At 70.6% G+C, this 17,737-nt stretch carries 9 protein-coding genes and 1 riboswitch; of the genes, 1 reads left to right on the top strand and 8 read right to left on the bottom strand.

The window, feature by feature from the left end; genetic code table 11:
* Positions 1-538 precede the first annotated feature (538 nt).
* From FXF52_RS18210 to FXF52_RS18240, 6 genes are all read right to left on the bottom strand, one after another.
* A complete protein-coding gene (locus tag FXF52_RS18210; RefSeq protein ID WP_148798118.1) occupies positions 539-1,894 on the bottom strand; it encodes a transposase in 1,356 nt (451 codons plus the stop codon).
* A gap of 826 nt (positions 1,895-2,720) precedes the next feature.
* The gene (locus FXF52_RS18220; protein WP_148798119.1) at positions 2,721-3,311 is read right to left on the bottom strand and encodes a DinB family protein; all 591 of its coding nucleotides are present in this window, start codon (positions 3,309-3,311) and stop codon (positions 2,721-2,723) included.
* 227 nt (positions 3,312-3,538) lie between these two features.
* The gene (locus tag FXF52_RS18225; RefSeq protein ID WP_148798120.1) at positions 3,539-7,594 is read right to left on the bottom strand and encodes a ThuA domain-containing protein; all 4,056 of its coding nucleotides are present in this window, start codon (positions 7,592-7,594) and stop codon (positions 3,539-3,541) included.
* 195 nt (positions 7,595-7,789) lie between these two features.
* The gene (locus tag FXF52_RS18230) at positions 7,790-9,025 is read right to left on the bottom strand and encodes a multicopper oxidase domain-containing protein (RefSeq protein ID WP_222870562.1); all 1,236 of its coding nucleotides are present in this window, start codon (positions 9,023-9,025) and stop codon (positions 7,790-7,792) included.
* Complete coding sequence (locus tag FXF52_RS18235; RefSeq protein WP_148798121.1) at positions 9,022-9,987, bottom strand: sugar phosphate isomerase/epimerase; 966 nt, start codon at positions 9,985-9,987, stop codon at positions 9,022-9,024. The genes FXF52_RS18230 and FXF52_RS18235 overlap by 4 nt, the downstream gene beginning before the upstream one ends.
* Before the next feature lie 20 nt (positions 9,988-10,007).
* Complete coding sequence (locus FXF52_RS18240; RefSeq protein ID WP_222870563.1) at positions 10,008-13,094, bottom strand: family 16 glycoside hydrolase; 3,087 nt, start codon at positions 13,092-13,094, stop codon at positions 10,008-10,010.
* 1,066 nt (positions 13,095-14,160) lie between these two features.
* Between FXF52_RS18240 and FXF52_RS18245 the strand changes: the two genes are divergently transcribed.
* Positions 14,161-16,200, top strand: a complete 2,040-nt coding sequence (locus tag FXF52_RS18245) for a M4 family metallopeptidase (protein ID WP_148798122.1) — start codon at positions 14,161-14,163, stop codon at positions 16,198-16,200.
* A gap of 100 nt (positions 16,201-16,300) precedes the next feature.
* On the opposite strand, the gene FXF52_RS18250 is transcribed toward FXF52_RS18245, so the two are convergent.
* Both FXF52_RS18250 and FXF52_RS18255 read right to left on the bottom strand, forming a co-directional pair.
* Positions 16,301-16,756: a YbaB/EbfC family DNA-binding protein gene (locus tag FXF52_RS18250; protein ID WP_148798123.1), complete on the bottom strand. Its 456-nt coding sequence runs from the start codon at positions 16,754-16,756 to the stop codon at positions 16,301-16,303.
* A gap of 150 nt (positions 16,757-16,906) precedes the next feature.
* Entirely contained in the window at positions 16,907-17,560 is a 654-nt protein-coding gene (locus tag FXF52_RS18255; RefSeq protein WP_148798124.1) for a transglycosylase family protein, read from the bottom strand.
* Positions 17,560-17,706, bottom strand: a riboswitch (cyclic di-AMP (ydaO/yuaA leader). It overlaps the preceding gene by 1 nt.
* Between the last annotated feature and the right edge of the window lie 31 nt (positions 17,707-17,737).

A 17,737-nucleotide genomic window follows, 5' to 3' on the forward strand; every position in this document is an offset into this window, starting at 1 on the left:
ATGGGGACCACCCTGAACACGCGGCTGTCGCAGCAGGTGCGCGGGCAGATCGCCGACCGGATGCGGCACCTCGCCGCCGAGACCGGTATCGCCGTGGTCACCACGCCTGCCCGCAACACCTCCAAGCACCAACGTAAGAGCTGGTTGTCAAGTCGGTCGCTGAGAGTGTCGTGGATCGGGAGTTTGCGCTGTTCGCGGTGGTGCGGCTGCGTGGGTGCGCGTGTGGTGGGCAGCGGGGAATCGGTCGCGGGCAGGCGGGGGCGACCGGTCGGCGGCGGCTGCCGATCGGCGTAGGTGTGGTCGCCGTCCGTGGGTGGCGGGGGCTCCGCTGCACATCCCGCGTCTCTTCGTAGATCGTTAACCGGGCTTGTCCCGCTTCGGCGGGGTCCCGACAGCGCGCAACCGAGCTTGTACGGGGTGCGGCGGGGCGGCCCTTGGTGCTTGACGAGCTTGGTGGCTCAACTGCCTTACGGGCTCGCCCCGCGGCGGAGGGCGGTCTATGCAGTTGTCGTGGGTCGCACTGGTCGTCGGGGGCTGGTCAGGCTGCGGCGGCGAGGGCGGGACAGGAGGCGTCATCGGCGCCAGCGGCGATGGCGGCATCCCACGCCCGCCGGTGAGTGACAATGGCGTATAGCCAGCGCAGCAGGGCTGCGGCGCAGGCCACCCGGGCTTGGGCCGGCGTCAGCCGGCCGCGCTCGCGGGTGGTCAGGTGGGTGAACTTGTCGGCCAGGACCGGGTTGTGGGGCAGTGCGCCCCACATGGCGCGCCATGCTGCGGCCCGCAGCCCGGGACGGCCCCGCCGGGACACGCGGGTCACGCCGCGGAAGGTGGCCGAGGTGTTCTCGGACGGGTTGAGCCCGGCGTGTTTGACCACGCTGCGGGCGCTGGCGAACCGGGCCGGGTCGCCGGTCTCGGCCAGGATCACCGCCGCCCCGACTGCCGACACCCCAGGAATCGATGCGGCCAGGTCGGTCAGGCCCAGGGTATCCAGGACATCCACCATGCGCTGCTCGACATCATCCAGGCGGGCCAGGGCGGCACGCCAGTCGTCGAGCAGGAAACGCACCCGTTCCAGCCCACCACGGCGCTGGGCGCCCACCCCGCCACGATCGGCCAGGGCGTCGAAGAACCGTCCGGCCACCCGGTGGCACAGCCGCTTCGCGCCGAAGCGGGGCAGCTGCCCGCGTGCGGCGGCGAAGAACCCGTCACGGCCGAGCCGCCGTAGCCGGGCCGGGTCGCCAGCGCAGCGGTCGACGGTCGCTGCCAGGCACGCCAGCCAGGTCGTGGAGTCCAAGGGCTTGGCCGCACACGCCAGCGCCGCCGGCCAACAACACGACAGCAGATCAGCGATCTGCCGCCCACACGCGACGGTCTCGACGACCAGCCGGAACCGGCGGGCACCCAGGTGCCGCAGCCGAGCCCAGTCGGCGTCGACGCGTTCGGGCAGGTAGCAGTCCAGCCGAGCGATCAACCTGCCGATGAGCACCACGTCTTTATGGTCGGTCTTGCCACGGGTGTAGTCGTCAGCCTCGCGTGCCAGGTGCACCGCGAGGGACTGCACGCACACAAATCCCATCTCGGCGGCGTCGGCCAGGCCCATCACCGACCGCCAGCGGTGCCCGGTCGGCTCGCAACCGACCACGATCCCGGCATACCCGTGCCGAGCCGCCTGCCCAGCGGCCCAAGCCAACAGCCCGCCCAACGCATGAGCCTTGACCAGCATCGTCCTGCGCCCCAGCACCCGACCATCGTGGTCCATCAACGCCGCGACCTGCTTGTCCTCACCCAGATCGATCGCCAGGATCGCCCGGTCCTCTCGCACCAGCGCCCGCAACACGGCGATCCGGTTGTTCCGCCGCCGATCCCCTCGGGTCAACCCGCTACGCTTGGCCACGAACGTCCTCCTCGGTAGGTCTGGGACATCAAGCCCGTCTATCCCACCAGGGAGGACGTTCCTGACCTCAGCTCCCAAACGCTTCGAGGTCTTTCTACTGCCCGCAGTGCCTGACCCCGCTACGGCACTGCAAGGCCCCCGACCGCCACATGGTGGCGGGCTGGAGGTGGGCCGTCTGCCCCCACCAGTCCTGCCAGCTGGCAGGGCGACCGCGACCAGGGCGCCTGGCGGCGCATCGCCGCCCGCGGCCTCACCCACCAGGCAAAGACCGTCACCGACAAGACCAGCGGGCACATGGTCATCCCCGCCGTGGTCGACAAACTCGAAGCCGCAGCGGTCATCACCAAGACCTGCCGGGGAGACCGGTCGAAGACCGGCCCCACCCGGCGCAAGCCATCACGCCCCGCGCCCAGGCGACGCAGGGCACCCTCCCCCACCCGACCCCACGGCCCGGCGGGAAAGCGTCCGGAGGGACACGCACCAACGGACCGGAGGCTGCCCCGCGCAGCCCACCGACACCAGGGCGTGAACACGACCAGCACACCCACCACCGGCCACCAGCCACGCGGAGCCGCCCTGGGCGCAGGATTCCACTTCCACGCCCACGCGACCCCACCACGGTGGGAAACGACCCCGGAAACCCCATCCGACTCAGGATCAATAAGCTGATCAGGGACGCTTCGGACACCACCAGCCGCATGCGGACAGCGTGCAGCGGCTCGCTGCCGTCACGCGCTGAGAGCCCGGCCAGTCACCGAGAGCTGAGTATGCAATCGGCAGCGAGGTCACCGCTGAACTCACCGACTGTACCGACGGGACCCGGCGGCTATCCGAAGCGGTCAGCCAGCTTCGTCAGCTTGGTGACGTACGCCGGCCAGTCATAGTCGTGCGGGATGTTGGTGTTCTCCCGCCGCAGGCCGATCGCCGTGTCGTGCTGCTCGCGCATGATGTCGGCGTGACCGGCGTGACGAGCGAGGTCGCAGGTCACGTGGATGATGATCCTTTGCAGCGTCACGGCCTGTGCACCTGGCCGCCACCACGGCACCCGCCCCGGCGCGTCGAGCGGTAGCTGTTCGATCGTCTGATCCGCGAACACCCCGACACGGCGATACAGATCGATCAGCCCGTCCTTCGTCTCCTCCTCCCGCGCGTACCAGTCTGCCTGCGGGTCCTCCTCGAACGCCTGCATGGGGACCAGTTCCTCAGGCGTCGGGAATTCGCGCCCGAACGTAGGCCCGAAGTAGCCGGCTTCGACATTGAGGCAATGCTTGAGGACTCCCAGCAGATTGTTGCCGGTCGCGGTGCGGGGCAGTCTGGCCTCGCGTTCGCTCAGCCCGTCGAGCTTCCAGATCAGGTCTTCGCGAGTCGCCTGGAGGTAGTGGTGCAGCGCAGCCTTCGCATCGCCCAAGTCAGCCATGCCCGCCAGTCTTCCTCATGCGCCGAGCCATCGTGCGAGGTGCCGTCTGCAAGATCAGAGAACACCAGCCCGGCGGCGAGCTGACCGGTGGCCACCGGGCGCGGGTGAGCGAGGATGTTGCCCATGGGCCAGCAAGGCCACCTCCCGTTTCCGGGAAGTGGCCTTTGACCTGCGTGAGCGGCGCGGGCGCCGGGCACGGAAGGATCCCGTGCCCGGCGCCGAACGGATTACAGCGAGCGGACCCGCACGTCGCGGAACTCGATCAGGTCGTTCGTACCGTGGTTCTGCAACCCGACGAACCCGCTGAGGAACTGCCGCAGGTCGGTCGGCGGGTCACCCGCACGGGACGACGCCTTGCCGGGCGTGTTGTCGAACTCGTTGATCACCACGCCGTTGCGGATGATCGTGTAGTGCTGGCCGACCACCCGGATCTCGTAGTCGTTCCACTGGCCCTTCGGGGTCGCCCCGGCCTTGTCCAGACCCTGCGGGTCGAAGTTGTAGATCGACCCGGTCTTCTGCACCTCGCCGGTCGGCCCGTCGTAGATCTGAATCTCATGGCCGCAGTAGATCGCCACCCAGGCCTGCGAGCTCCGGGCCGAGCCGACCGTGCCGCAACTGCCGGCCGGCCGCTGATCCAGCGGGATCCGCGGGTCCGGGAAGCGGGTGAAGACCCCGCTGTTGGCGTACGTGGTGCCGGCGGACACGTCCCGGAACTTCAGCCGAAGCGAGAAGTCGGCGAACTCGTCCTTGGCGTACCAGAGCATGCCGAGCCCACCCGAGCTGCGGATGGTCCCGTCTCGCTGGAGGGTGAACGACCCGCTGGGCGCCTGCCGCCAGTCGGCGAGCGACGCCGCGGTGCCGTCGAAGAGTGACTGGTACCCGGCGACCTTGCCAATCTTCGACTGGGCCGCGGAGGTCTGCAGCTTCTGCGCCTCCTTGTTGTCCACGATGCCACCGGCCCGCAGGTCGTTGACCACGTCGGCGACGTGGCTGACGAACTGGCCGTGGTTCGTCCAGTTCCGCTCGTCGTCGATCAGGTCGTTGATCGTGCAGCCGCCGCCGGCTACGTGGTTGGCCACGCCGGTGTCGGTGTCCAGCAGCTGTACCGTCTTGCGGGTGTCCGGCGCGGGGCAGCCCGTGGTGACGGTGATCTTCGCGGTGGACACCTGGCCGTCGGCGTACGTCACCTTGAGGGTGGCCTCGTAGGTGCCGTAGTCCGCGTAGGTGTGGGTCGGGTTGGCCTCGCGCGACGGCGCGCTGCCGTCACCGAAGTTCCACTCCCACGCCACGCCGCCGGCCCGGGCCGACGAGAACGCGATCGTCTTCGGCTGGCTCGGCGTGACCGCCTGCCAGGTGGCGTCGCTCGGCCGCGGCGTCGCCTCGCCACCCTTGTACGTGATCCGGATCAGTTTCTGGTTCGAGTGCAGGCTGAAGAAGCCACCGGCGTAGTCCAGCATGTATAGCGCGCCGTCCGGGCCGAACTTGGCGTCCATCCAGGACTGGAGCTGGGTGCCGCCGCTGCCGGAGCGGATGATCTGGCGCAGGTCCTCGGCGAACGCCGGCGGGCCGGCGCTGGCGACCTTGGCCGGGTCGACGGTGACGGCGATCCGGTTGTTGGCGTTGGACTCGTCACCGATGAACCACTTGTTGTCCCAGTACGCCGGCCAGGCGACGCCGCTGTTGGTGTCGACCTTCGACCGGTGGTAGGTCGGGCCGTCCATGATGGCCTGACCGCCGCCCTTGAGGTACGGCTGGGTGAAGGTCTCCTCGCCCACGACGTACGAGGGCAGTCCGCTGCCGTCGGTCCGCTTCGGGTAGACCGGGCCACCGCCCTGCGGCGAGTACCAGATCATGTTGTCCCGGGCTGGCGGGATGTTGACCAGGCCGGTGTTGCGCGGCGACTCGTTCTTCAGGTTGTCGCAGTCGTACCAGCCGGTCAGCACGTTGGCGTCGGTGTTGCTGCGGTCCCGGTAGGGCTGCCGGTTACCCATGCAGTACGGCCAACCCTGGTTGCCCGCCGAGGTGATGATTGTGGCGGTCTCGTACTTCGCCGGACCGAGGTCCGGGCTCGGGGCGCCGGCGTCCGGGCCGACCCAGGCCGCGGTCAGCCAGTGGTTGACCGGGTCCCAGGCGATCCGGGCGATGTTGCGCACGCCCATCACGTAGATCTCCGGGCGGGTCTTGCCGCCGCCCTCCTCCTTGCCGGTGAACAGGTTCCCGGCCGGGATGGTGTAGGTGCCGTCCGCCTCCGGGTGGATCCGGATGATCTTGCCGTTGAGGTCGTTGGTGTTGCCCGAGGTACGGCGGGCGTCCTGGAACGAGGTGCCCTTGTAGTCCTGGGTCCAGTTGTTGCCGGAGTAGCCGCTGGAGCCGCCGGAGGAGTTGCTGTCACCGGAGCCGATGTAGAGGTTGCCGCTCTCGTCGAACGTCATCCCGCCACCGGCGTGGCAGCAGCTGTGGATCTGGGTGTCCCAGCTGATCAGGTCCTTGCGGGTGCTCTGGTCGAGCGTCTGGTTTGCGGCGTCGTAGGTGAACCGGGAGACGGTCCGCTTGCCGATCCGCTTGTCCCGGTCGATGGACTCGTGCGGCATCCAGTAGACGTAGACCCAGCCGTTCTGGGCGAACTTCGGGTCGAGGGTGATGCCGACCAGGCCCTCCTCGTTCTTCACCAGCTCGCTGCCGCTGCCGCGGTTGCCCATCACGGCGAGGGTGGTGAGCAGCTTGACCTGCTTGGTCTTCGGGTCCCACTGGTGGATGGTGCCGCAGCCCAGGCCGACCTTGGGGTCGTCCCAGCTGACGATCGGCCCGCTCGGGCAGGCGGCCTTGCCGATGTAGAAGACCTTGCCGTCGGGGGCGATGGTGAGGCCGTGCGGCTCACCGATCTGGTCGAGCTGCCCCGACTGGTTGGTGGTGGTGAGCCGCTCGATCTGGTAGTTCGAGGCGATGGTGGCCTGGCAGTCGCCGCGGACCAGGCCCGCCGACCACTTGATGGCCCCGGCCAGGTGGCCCTGGAACTGCTTGTCGCTGGTCCAGCTCGCCTCGGTCCGGCCCATCCCGGTGTAGAACGACCGGCCACCCTCGTAGTCCTGGCACCAGGAGATCGGGTGGAAGGCGCCGTTACCGCTCAGGCCCGGGTTGTAGGTGTTCTCCTCGACCTGGGCGATGGTGTGGACCTTGCCGATCGGGCTGGGGTCCCAGTTGATCCACTGGTCGGAGCGGGTCCAGGTCAGCGGCAGGTCCTTGTTGGCCGGGTGCTGCCGGTCGGTGAGGTCGATGGTGGCCTTCTGCACCGTGCTGTCCGGCGCGGGCCCGGCGTCCGGCCCAATCAGCCACAGCTCCGCCAGCTGCACCAGCGGCTCCCCGCTGTTCGCGGTGACGTTCAGCCGGTAGTGCTGGTAAGCCGTCGTGTTGGTGAAGCTGTACTGCTTGGTCTGGAACCGCTGCGGGAAGGTCTCGTTGCTGCGGCTGTCCAGGTCGGTCCAGGTGGAGCCGTCGTTCGAGCCCTGCAGGGTCCAGTTCTTCGGGTCGCGGCCGGGGAAGTCGTTGGCCGAGGTGAGCGCGTACCGGCTCACCACCACCGGCTTGGCCAGCTTCGCCGCTAGCCAGCCGGTCGGGTTGAACGTCAGCCACTTGGTGCCGGTCGAGCCGTCGATGGCCTTCGCGGCGGTCTCGTTCGGCGGGTTCTCCGCGCTCGCGGTGGCCGAGACGGGCTTCTCGGCGTTCGGCAGGCTGGCGGCCGGGCGGGTGCCGATCAGGCCGGTGAACCAGGAGGACTCCGGCTGGGCGCGCGCCGCGTCGTGGACGCCGACGAAACCGCCGCCGCCCTTCACGTACGCCTGGAAGGCGGCCTCCTGGGCCTCGTTGAGGGTGACGCCGTTGGCGGAGAGGAACACCACCGCGCGGTAGCGGGCCAGGTTGCCGAAGGTGAACACCGCCGGGTCGGCGGAGTCGTCGACGCTGAAGCCCTGCTGCTCGCCCAGCTCACGGATGGTGGCGGTGGCCCGGGCGACCGGGTCGTCCTGCTTGTCCACCGGGCCATGGAAGACCAGCACCTTGACCGCCGCGGCGGCCTCGGCGGCGGCCGCCGCGGGGGTGACCGCCTGGGCGGGCAGGGCCAGCACACCGAGCGCCAGGGCGGCGCTCGACGCCAGGGCACCGATTCGGCGCCCCTGGGTGCGACGCGGTACAGCTGCGGTGAGCGGTGTGGGTGTGGTGGATCCCGTCGAGTCGGCGCGGAGGCGTCCGACCCATCGGGAGAACCGGAAATGGCGTCTGTCGGCCATCTCGACTCCTCCTGGATTGAGGGACAGGTTCTTCCGGGTCGTCCATCTGCCGGTGAGGTGAGGCGCTCACCGGAGCATTGGCCGCGCGACCGCCGGCGCCACCCGGGTGGGGCGGCCGGTGCGGCGGTGTCGCGGGTGGTGGTGCCGGTCCGGTGGCTGCTGGCCCCTCGACGGAGGCCAGCAGCCAGGGACCCGTCAGTTGTGCTGGTGCTGACCGCCGCCGGCGGCGGGCGCCGAGGCGGCGCCCGCAGTGCCCGCAGTGCCGGCGGTGCTGGCGCCGTGCTGGTGGTCCATGCCCGGCGGCATGTTCCCGTTCTCGTCGAGGACGTGCAGCATGGTCGACATGCCGGCGTCCGAGTGGAACTGCATGTGGCAGTGCAGCATCCAGTGCCCCGGTCCGACCGAGTCGCCGGCCACCACCTGCACGCCGAAGGAGTCGCCGGGGCCGAGCGTCTTGTTGTCGATGATCGGTATGGAGTCGACGAACGGCTGCCCGTTGTTGCTGATCACCCCGGTGCGGGTGTCCGCCCAAGAGTGTCCGTGCAGGTGGAAGGTGTGCATGTCGTTGCCGATGCCGACCACGACGAACTCCACCCGCTCGCCCTTGCGGGCGACCAGACAGCTCGGGCCCGGCTGCGGGTTCACCTCGGTGCAGGTGTCCGTGGCGGCACCACGGCGCAGGTTGATGCTCTGCCGGTCACCGAAGACCACCGTGTAGGTCCGGTCCGGCTTCGGGTCGCCGGGACGCCGGACGACCACGCCACCGAAGAGGCCGGATGAGAGGCCCTGGGTGCCGTGCGGGCCGCCCACCACGTGATCGTGGTACCACCAGTAGCCGGCCGTGCCCTGCGCCCCGGTCCGGTTGTTGCGCGGCTGGGCGTACCAGGTGTAGGTCCGCGATTCGCCCGGCGGGACGTACGACCCGCTCTGCACCGTGCCGTCGGACTGCTGGGTGTACTTGACCCCGTGCACATGCAGCGAGACGCCGAGCGGGTGGGCCGGGTCGGTGCGCAGCGCCGCCAGGGTCTCGGCGGACACCTGGTTGTGCAGGGTGATGGCAAGGCACTCCCCCTCCATCATCTCCATGAGCGGGCCCGGGTAGGAGGCCGTCTGCGGGGTGAGGCCGTAGCCCAGGCGGATCTGGGTGCCGTCCTTGGGCAGCTCCACCGCGTACAGCTGGATGCTGCGGTCCGGCTTGCTGCAACCTTCCGGCTTCTCGGCGAACATCCCGGTGCCGGCGACGGCTAGCCCGCCGGCGCCGATCAGGGTGAGCAGCACGGTCGCCGCGACCACCAGCATCCGCCGGGCACCGGTACGCGGGCGCTCGGTCCGGCCGCCCAGCGGACCGGTGGCCTCGCTCGTCGGCCCGGCCCCGCTCGTCGGCCCGGCCTCGGGTGCCGGGTCGTCCTCGACCAGCCGCCAGGAGCTCATCGGGCACCCCGCAGTTCGACCAGGCGCTGGTAGCTACGCTCGGCGGCGCCCAGCGAGCCCGGCGGGTTCGGCTGGGCACCCGGCGCGGAGTCCTGCTCCCAGAGGAACTCGAAGCGGCCCCGGCCCTTGAGCTCGCCGAAGAACTCGGCGAACGGGATGACCCCGGCGCCGAACTCCACGTCGAGGTAGGAGTTGCCCTGCTGCGGGTTGGGCAGCGGCACGCCGTCCTTGACGTGGAACAGCGGGAAGCGGTGCGGGTGGGCGTTGACGTAGTCGACCGGGCGGAAGCCCGGGTACTTCCGCGCCCCGCCGTACGCCCACAGGATGTCCATCTCCAGGAACACGTACCGGGGGTCGGTCAGCTCCAGGAAGAGGTCGTACAGCCGCACGTCGGGCCGGTCCGTCGCGAAGCTGAACTCGATGGTGTGGTTGTGCTGGTAGAGCTTGAGGCCGCGGGCCGTGGCGGCCTCGCCCCACGCGTTGAACTCGGCCGCGGCCGCCTGGTAGCCGGCGATGGTCCGGTTGCCGGTGGGCGCCTCCGCGGTGCCGATCGCCGGCATGCCGAGGATCTCGGCGACGTCCAGCTCCCACTCCAAGTTGGTGCGGAAGTCTCGCAGCCCGCGGTGGCTGCCGGCCGCCTTCAGCCCGTTGTCGTCGAGCAGCTGACGGATCTGCTCCGGGGTGATGGCGCCCACCGAGCCCTGGGTGTAGCCGGCGAACTCCACCTCCCGGTAGCCGATGCGGGACAGCTCCTCGAAGACCGCGGCGAAGCCGACCTGGGAGATCTTGTCGCGGACGCTGTAGAGCTGGATGCCCAGGTGCCCCTGCGGGATCAGCTTGCCCTGGCCCCCCTGGTCGGCTCCGGCCGGCAGCGCGCCGGCGAGGCTGGCCGCGCTGACCGCCACCGTGGAGCCGGCGAGGCCTCGCAGCAGGGTACGTCTGTCGATCCTGTTCCTTGCCATGGTGGTTCCCTTTCGCTCGATCAGCAGCAGGAGTTCGGGCCGCCCGCCGCGCCGCCGGGGCAGCAGGGGGTCAGCGGGGCGATCCGGACGTTGCGGAAGCTGATGACGTCGCCTGTCCCGTGGTTCTGCAGCCCGACGTAGCCGGTGGCGTGCTGCCGGCCGGCGCCGCCCGGGTCGTCCGCCCGGGGCGGGCTGAACACGGCGTCCGCCCGGTTGACGTACTCGTTGATCAGCTTTCCGTTGCGGAACACGGAGTAGTGCTGGCCGACCACCCGGATCTCGTAGTCGTTCCAGGTGCCCTTGGGGGTGACCCCCGCGCCGGCCAGGTTGACCTGGTCGAAGCCGTACACCGAGCCGCTCTTGTACTGGTCGCCGTCGGGCCGGTCGAGGATCTGCAGCTCGTGGCCGTACTTGATGGCGACCCACTCCGGCCGGGACTCCGCCGGGTGGCGGCGCACGTCCGGGAAGCGGACGAAGACGCCGCTGTTGGCCCGGGCGTCGCCCGGCGCGTCGTCGCGCCACTGGAACTTCAGCGAGAAGTCGCCGTACTGGGCGACCGGGTACCAGAGCATGCCGAGCCCGGGCACCGGCTTGCTGGTGATCGACCCGTCGGCGTTGCGGGTGAAGCCGCCCGCGCCGACCTGCTGCCACTTGCCGAAGGACGCGGCGGTGTCGTCGAGGATCGCCTGGTAGCCGTTCTTCGTGTCCGGCTTGCCGACGCCCGAGCGGGCGGCGGCGCTGGTCAGTTTGCCGTGCTCCTGGTGGCTGATGACGCCCAGGTGGTGCAGGTGCTCGGCGACCTCGTTCACGTAGGAGACGAACTGGCCGTGGTTCGGCCACGGGCGCTCGTCCTCGATGACGTTGTTGATGGTGCAGTCGCCCGCCACCACCCGGTTGGGCACACCGCTGTCGACGGTGCCGAACCACACGGTGGGCCGGGTGTCCTTCACGCACTCCGGCTGCGGCCCGCTGGCGACCACCGTGAAGGTGACCGAGGCGGCCCCGGAGGTGTTGCCGGCCTTGTCGGTGGCGCGGTAGCTGACCGTGTGCTGGCCCGCCTGGTTAACCGTGACCGGCGCGGAGTACCGGGCGTAGGCGCCGCCGTCGAGGGAGTACTCGATCCGGTCCACGCCCGAGCCGCTGTCGCTGGCCGAAATGATGACCGTGGCGCTGCCGACGTACGCGCCGTCGTCGTCGAGCTGACCGGAGACCGCGGCGGTGACGGTCGGCGGGGTGGTGTCCGGGGCCGGCGGGTCGACCACCGTGAACGACACCGACTGCGGCGAGGACGTGTTGCCCGCCTTGTCGGTCGCCCGGTAGCTCACCGTGTGCTGGCCCGGCTGGTTCACCGTGACCGGCGCGGAGTAGGCGGCGTACGGCTGCCCGTCGAGGGAGAACTCGACCCGGTCCACGCCCGACTGGGTGTCGGTGGCGGACAGGGTGACGGTGGCGCCGCCCACGTACGCGCCGTTGGCGTCCCGCTGGCCGGTCACCGCGGCCGTCACCGTGGGCGGGGTGGTGTCCGCCGGGGGCGTCTCGACCACCGTGAACGACACCGACTGCGGCGAGGACGTGTTGCCCGCCTTGTCCGTGGCCCGGTAGCTCACCGTGTGCTGACCCGGCTGATTCACCGTCACCGGCGCCGAGTACGTGGCGTAGGCGCCGCCGTCGAGCGCGTACTCGACCCGGTCCACGCCCGATTCGGTGTCCGTGGCCGACAGCGTCACCGTCGCGCTGCCCACGTACGCGCCGTTGGCGTCCCGCTGACCGGTCACCGCGGCCGTCACCGTCGGTGGGGTCGTGTCGGTCGGCGTCGGCTCGACCACCGTGAACGACACCGACTGCGGCGAGGACGTGTTGCCCGCCTTGTCGGTCGCCCGGTAGCTCACCGTGTGCTGGCCCGGCTGGTTCACCGTGACCGGCGCGGAGTAGGTGGCGTACGGCTGCCCGTCGAGGGAGAACTCGACCCGGTCCACGCCCGACTGGGTGTCGGTGGCGGAGAGGGTCAGCGTGGCGCTGCCGATGTACGCGCCGTTCGCGTCCTTCTCCCCCGTCACCGTCGCCGTCACCGTGGGCGGGGTGGTGTCCGCCGGGGGCGTCTCGACCACCGTGAACGACACCGACTGCGGCGACGAGGTGTTGCCCGCCTTGTCGGTCGCCCGGTAGCTCACCGTGTGCTGACCCGGCTGATTCACCGTCACCGGCGCCGAGTAGGTGCCGTACGCCCCGCCGTCCAGGGAGTACTCGACCCGGTCCACGCCCGATTCTGTGTCCGTGGCCGACAGCGTCACCGTCGCGCTGCCCACGTACGCGCCGTTGGCGTCCCGCTGGCCGGTCACCGCGGCCGTCACCGTGGGTGGCGTGGTGTCCGTCGGCGGCGTCTCGACCACCGTGAACGACACCGACTGCGGCGACGAGGTGTTGCCCGCCTTGTCCGTGGCCCGGTAGCTCACCGTGTGCTGACCCGGCTGATTCACCGTCACCGGCGCCGAGTAGGTGCCGTACGCCCCGCCGTCCAGGGAGTACTCGACCCGGTCCACGCCCGAGCCGCTGTCGGTCGCCGACAGGGTCACGGTCGCGCTGCCCACGTACGCCCCGGTGGAATCCTTCTCCCCGGACACCGTGGCGGTCACGGTAGGCGGCGTGGTGTCCGAGCTGCCGCCGCTGACCACCAGGAGCCCGGTCATGCCGCCGTGGCCCGGGATGGAGCAGAAGTACCGGTAGGTGCCGGGCGACAACACCACGTCGACGGTCCAGCGGCCCCCGTTGGCGTCCGTCGGGTCGGCCAGGATGTTCACGTCGACGTCGCTGTTGTACCTCGGGTCGCCCGTCTCGAAGGTGAGCGTGTGCTGCATGCCGGTGGTGTTGCCGGTGGCCCGGCTGTTCTCGAAGACCAGCGTGGCCGGCCCGGCCGTGGCGGTGGTCGGCGCCGACAGGTACGACAGGAAGTTGTCGCCGGCGGTCCAGGTCAGGACCTGGGCCTGCAGTTGCGTCGAGGAGCTGGTCCCGGCCGTGGCCGACCGCTCGGTGTCGATCGGACGCGCGTTCGCCGGGGAGCCGGTCAAACCGGCGGTCAGCAGCAGCGCCATCGTGGCGATGGCGGCCACCGATCTCCGGAGCCGGCTCCCGGAGAGCCGAGCCCGCGGTGCGGATGGGTTCATGGATGCCTCTTTCACGGTCCGGGAACAACCGGGCGGATTCGGCCCGTCGGTGTCAGGTGTCGTCAGAGGTGCGTTGTCGCGTGCTGGCGTCCCGCCGGCCCCTCCCTGGCCGCACGGGATCCCCGGCCGTGGCGGCGGCCACGGTCGTCCGATATGGATGCTTGGTCGGCTCCGATGTCAGCGGCGAGCCGGATCGCCCGCGACACCGGGCAGGGTGGCGCGTCGGAGCTGGTCGGAGGTTGTCGGGTACGGGCGGTCGGTCGACCCGTGGCGCGTGCCCGCGCCGAGTCGCCCGTGGTGCGGCGTTGACCCGGGGTGGCCGTCGCTGGCCGGTCATGACCCTCGGACGTGTTGCGCCGCCTGAAGGCCACGGTCGAGAACTACTGTGCCGGTAGTTCATCTCGACGAAACATATTGATGGTGCCCGACAGTACTAACTTCCTCTCAGGCTGTCCATAGCTTTCGTCGGCTCACGGACTACTTTTCTCCACGACAGACGAAAGTGGCCGGAAGGTCCCGATGGGGTGGCCAGCACCCGGTGCGGCGAGATCAGCCGAACGGCGATCTCCCCGGACGCCACGGATGATCGTGGCCGTCCGTTTCGGCACCCGGCACCCGACCGGTCGGGTCGGGTAGATCGACATATCGACCGAGGGTGAACGTGCGCCATCCGCGCGGAGCGGCAATAGCCGCCTCTCGGGCGCGGCTCCTCCACTCCGGAGCGTATTAGCCCTGGCCAGGGGCTATAGAAGACCCTGGATCGCTGGCTCCGGCGACCCGGCGCGGAGATCGACCGAGGTGGTTGCCCGGGTCACCCATTGATCCGGGTCGACGGCCGTGTGATTGTGCTCCAGCGAGTCGCCGACCCCCGGCGGCTCGGACGGTCGATCCGTCGAACCGGGGCCACGCCGGCAGCCCCGGGGACCGACCGTCGTCCCGCCTCATCACCACGTCGCGCCGCGTGTCCCCACCGGGCTCCATACTGCGCGCCCAGGAACAGGAGCGTACCCCCGTGAAGCTCTCACCCCGCCTCGCCGCGCTCTCCGGCGCGGCCGCGGCCGGCCTGATCGCCGCCGGCACCGCCGCGGCCGTGCAGGCCGCGCCGTCCAGTCCCGCTCCCGACCCCGCCCAGGCCCGTACGCTCGCCGCGAACTCGGCCAGCGCGCTGGTCGCCAGCCGGCCCGGCTACCTGCACGCCAGCTCTGACGAGGCGTTCGTGCAGAAGCCGGTCATCAGCTCCGAGGGCACCCAGTACGTGCCCTACGAGCGCACCTACAAGGGCCTTCCGGTGACCGGTGGCGACTTCGTGCTGGCCACCGGCTCGCTCGGCAACCTGAAGTACGCCTCCGTCGCGCAGCGGCGCGCCATCGGCAGCCTGTCCACCACGCCGAAACTCGCCTCGACGGCGGCGGAGAAGACGGCCCGCGCCCAGCTCAAGACGGTCAGCGCCGTCGAGGGCACCCGGCTCGTCGTCTTCACGCTGGACGCCACGCCGGCGCTGGCCTGGGAGACCACGGTCCGCGGCAGCGGCGCCGAGGGCCCCAGCCGGCTCACCGTCGACGTCGACGCCCTGACCGGCAAGGTGCTGCGTACGCAGGAACACGTCGTGCACGGCACCGGCACCGGCGCGTGGAACGGCCCGAGCCCGCTCACGCTCAACACCACGCTGTCGGGCAGCACGTACTCCATGAAGGACCCGACTGTCACCAACCTGAGCTGCCAGGACGCCGCCACCAACACGACGTTCACCGGCTCGGACGACGTCTGGGGCAACGGCACCGCCACCAACAAGGAGACCGGCTGCGTCGACGCGCTCTACGGCGCCCAGACCGAGCACAAGATGCTCTCGCAGTGGTTGGGCCGTAACGGCGCCGACGGCAACGGTGGCTACTGGCCGATCCGGGTGGGCCTGAACGACCAGAACGCCTACTACGACGGCACCCAGGTGCAGATCGGCAAGAACACCTCGGGCCAGTGGATCGGCTCGCTGGACGTGGTGGCGCACGAGATCGGCCACGGCATCGACGACCACACCCCGGGCGGCATCTCCGGCTCGGGCACCCAGGAGTTCGTCGCCGACACCTTCGGCGCGGCCACCGAGTGGTTCGCCAACGAGCCCTCCACCTACGACGCCCCCGACTTCCTGGTCGGCGAGAAGGTCAACCTCGTGGGCAGCGGCCCGATCCGCAACATGTACAACCCGTCGGCCCTCGGCGACCCGAACTGCTACTCCAGCAGCATCCCGAGCACCGAGGTGCACGCCGCGGCCGGCCCGGGCAACCACTGGTTCTATCTGCTGGCCATGGGCAGCAGCCCGACCAACGGCCAGCCGTCCAGCCCGACCTGCAACGGCAGCTCGGTCACGGGCCTCGGCATCCAGAAGGCCATCAAGATCATGTACAACGCGATGTTGATGAAGACCTCGTCGTCGTCGTACCTGAAGTACCGCACCTGGACGCTGCAGGCGGCCAAGAACCTCTACGGCAGCACCGGCTGCACCGAGTTCAACACCGTCAAGGCCGCCTGGGACGCGGTCAGCGTGCCGGCGCAGTCCGGTGACCCGACCTGCTCGGGCAGCACCACCCCGCCGCCGACCGGCTCCTGCTCCGGCCAGAAGCTGGCCAACCCCGGCTTCGAGTCCGGCAACGTGAGCTGGAGCGCCTCCTCCGGGGTCATCACCAGCTCCACCGGCCAGGCCGCGCACAGCGGCTCGTGGAAGGCGTGGCTGGACGGCTACGGCACCACCCACACCGACACGCTGTCCCAGTCGGTGACGATCCCGTCCGGTTGCCGGGCGACCCTCACCTTCTGGCTGCACATCGACAGCGCGGAGTCGACGACCACCACCGCCTACGACAAGCTGACCGTGAAGGCGGGCAGCACCACCCTGGCCACCTATTCCAACCTCAACAAGGCCGCCGGCTACGTCCAGAAGTCCTTCGACGTCTCGTCGCTGGCCGGGACCACCGCCACCATCTCGTTCACCGGCGCGGAGGACGTCTCCCTGCAGACCTCCTTCGTCATCGACGACACCGCGGTCAACCTCTCCTGAGCACGACCGGAGCGGCCGGCCGTCGTCCTCCCGACGGCCGGCCGCTCCGTGGCTTCTCCATGCCGGGATTGTGCCGTCCGGGTCCGACAGCGGGCGGTGCTCAGCCCGGGCGACCCGCCCGGGCGTCACCGCCGCGGTTGAGCCGGCCCAGCACGTCGTCCACCGCCCGGCTGAACAGCTCCACCTGTCGCACCGGCTGCTCCTCGAGCCCGCCGAGCCGCGCGGCCAGAGCGTCGACGTCGGCCTGGGCCGAGGCGCTGACCTGGGCGTCGAGCTCGGCGAGGGCGGCGTTGACGGCCACCACGACGTGCCCGCAGACCGCCGCCAACCCCTCCCCTTCCAGTGCCGGGTCCACAGTGACGGACTCCAGCCGGCCGCCCTGGACGACCCGGGCCCGGACCCGGCCGTCGGCCGCCGTACCCTCGGCGCGGAGCAGCTCGCCCGGGTCGCCGTCGGGGTGCTCGGCCGCCCGCGAGCGCATGGCCGACAGCGCCTGCTGCGTCCTGGTGAGCAGCTCGTCGAGGCTCGCGGCCGCGGAGAACGAGTCGTTGGTCATATCCGCGCCTTCTTCACGTCTTTCCGGAGCACCGCGACGATAGCAACCGCCCCGACCCGGGCACCGCGAGCACCCAGAGCCCGGAACCCGGAAGGAGCGGCCATCCGGGCGGGACGGCCACTCCTTCCGGGTATCAGCGCGGAACGCGGGTCAGCGCAGGCGCAGCTGCTGGCCCGGGAAGATCAGACCCGGGTTGTCGCCGACCACGCGCTCGTTGCGCTCGTAGAGCGCCTGCCAGCCGCCGGCGAGGTGCTTCGCCTCGGCGATCAGCGACAGCGAGTCACCCGGCTGGACGGTGTAGGTCGCGCCGCCCGACGCCGGCGCGGTACGCCGCTGGCTGCGGGTGGCCGGCTGGTCGCCGCGGGACGGCCCCTTCTTCGTCACCTTCTTGTGCGGCTTCGGGGAGCCGGCGTCCTTGGTGGAGTAGTGCCTGGTCGAGCCGCCCTTCTTGCCGCAGACCGGCCAGGCGCCGATGCCCTGTCCGTCGAGGACCTTCTCGGCGACGGCGATCTGCTCGCTGCGGCTGGCCAGGTCGGCGCGGCTGGCGTACTTCTGGCCGCCGTAGCCGTTCCAGGTGCTCTTCGAGAACTGGAGGCCGCCGTAGTAACCGTTGCCGGTGTTGATGTGCCAGTTTCCGCCGGACTCGCACTGGGCGATGGCGTCCCAGTTCACGCTGGACGCGCTGGCCGGCGCGGCCGGCCCGAGGATGGCGGCGGCGCCGGTGGCGGCACCGACGACGAGCGCCCCGACGGCGACGCGACGCTGCGTGGCCCGCCGGTGGCGTGCGACGTATTCAGTTGCCATGTTGGTTTCCTCCACGCCGACGAGGTGAGCTGTCGGGTTCGGGCCGAGGAGCCCGGCCGCCGGAAGGGCGGCTTCACCCCGAGGTGTCGAGCACCGAGGAACATGTGGGTCCCCCGCTCCCGCCTGAGGTCCAGTGACCGACGGGCCGGCGGCGGGATTAGGCGTTGCCGGCCCGTG

The sequence above is a fragment of the Micromonospora sp. MP36 genome (genome assembly GCF_008119785.1).
In the GTDB taxonomy this organism is placed as follows: Bacteria; Actinomycetota; Actinomycetes; order Mycobacteriales; family Micromonosporaceae; genus Micromonospora.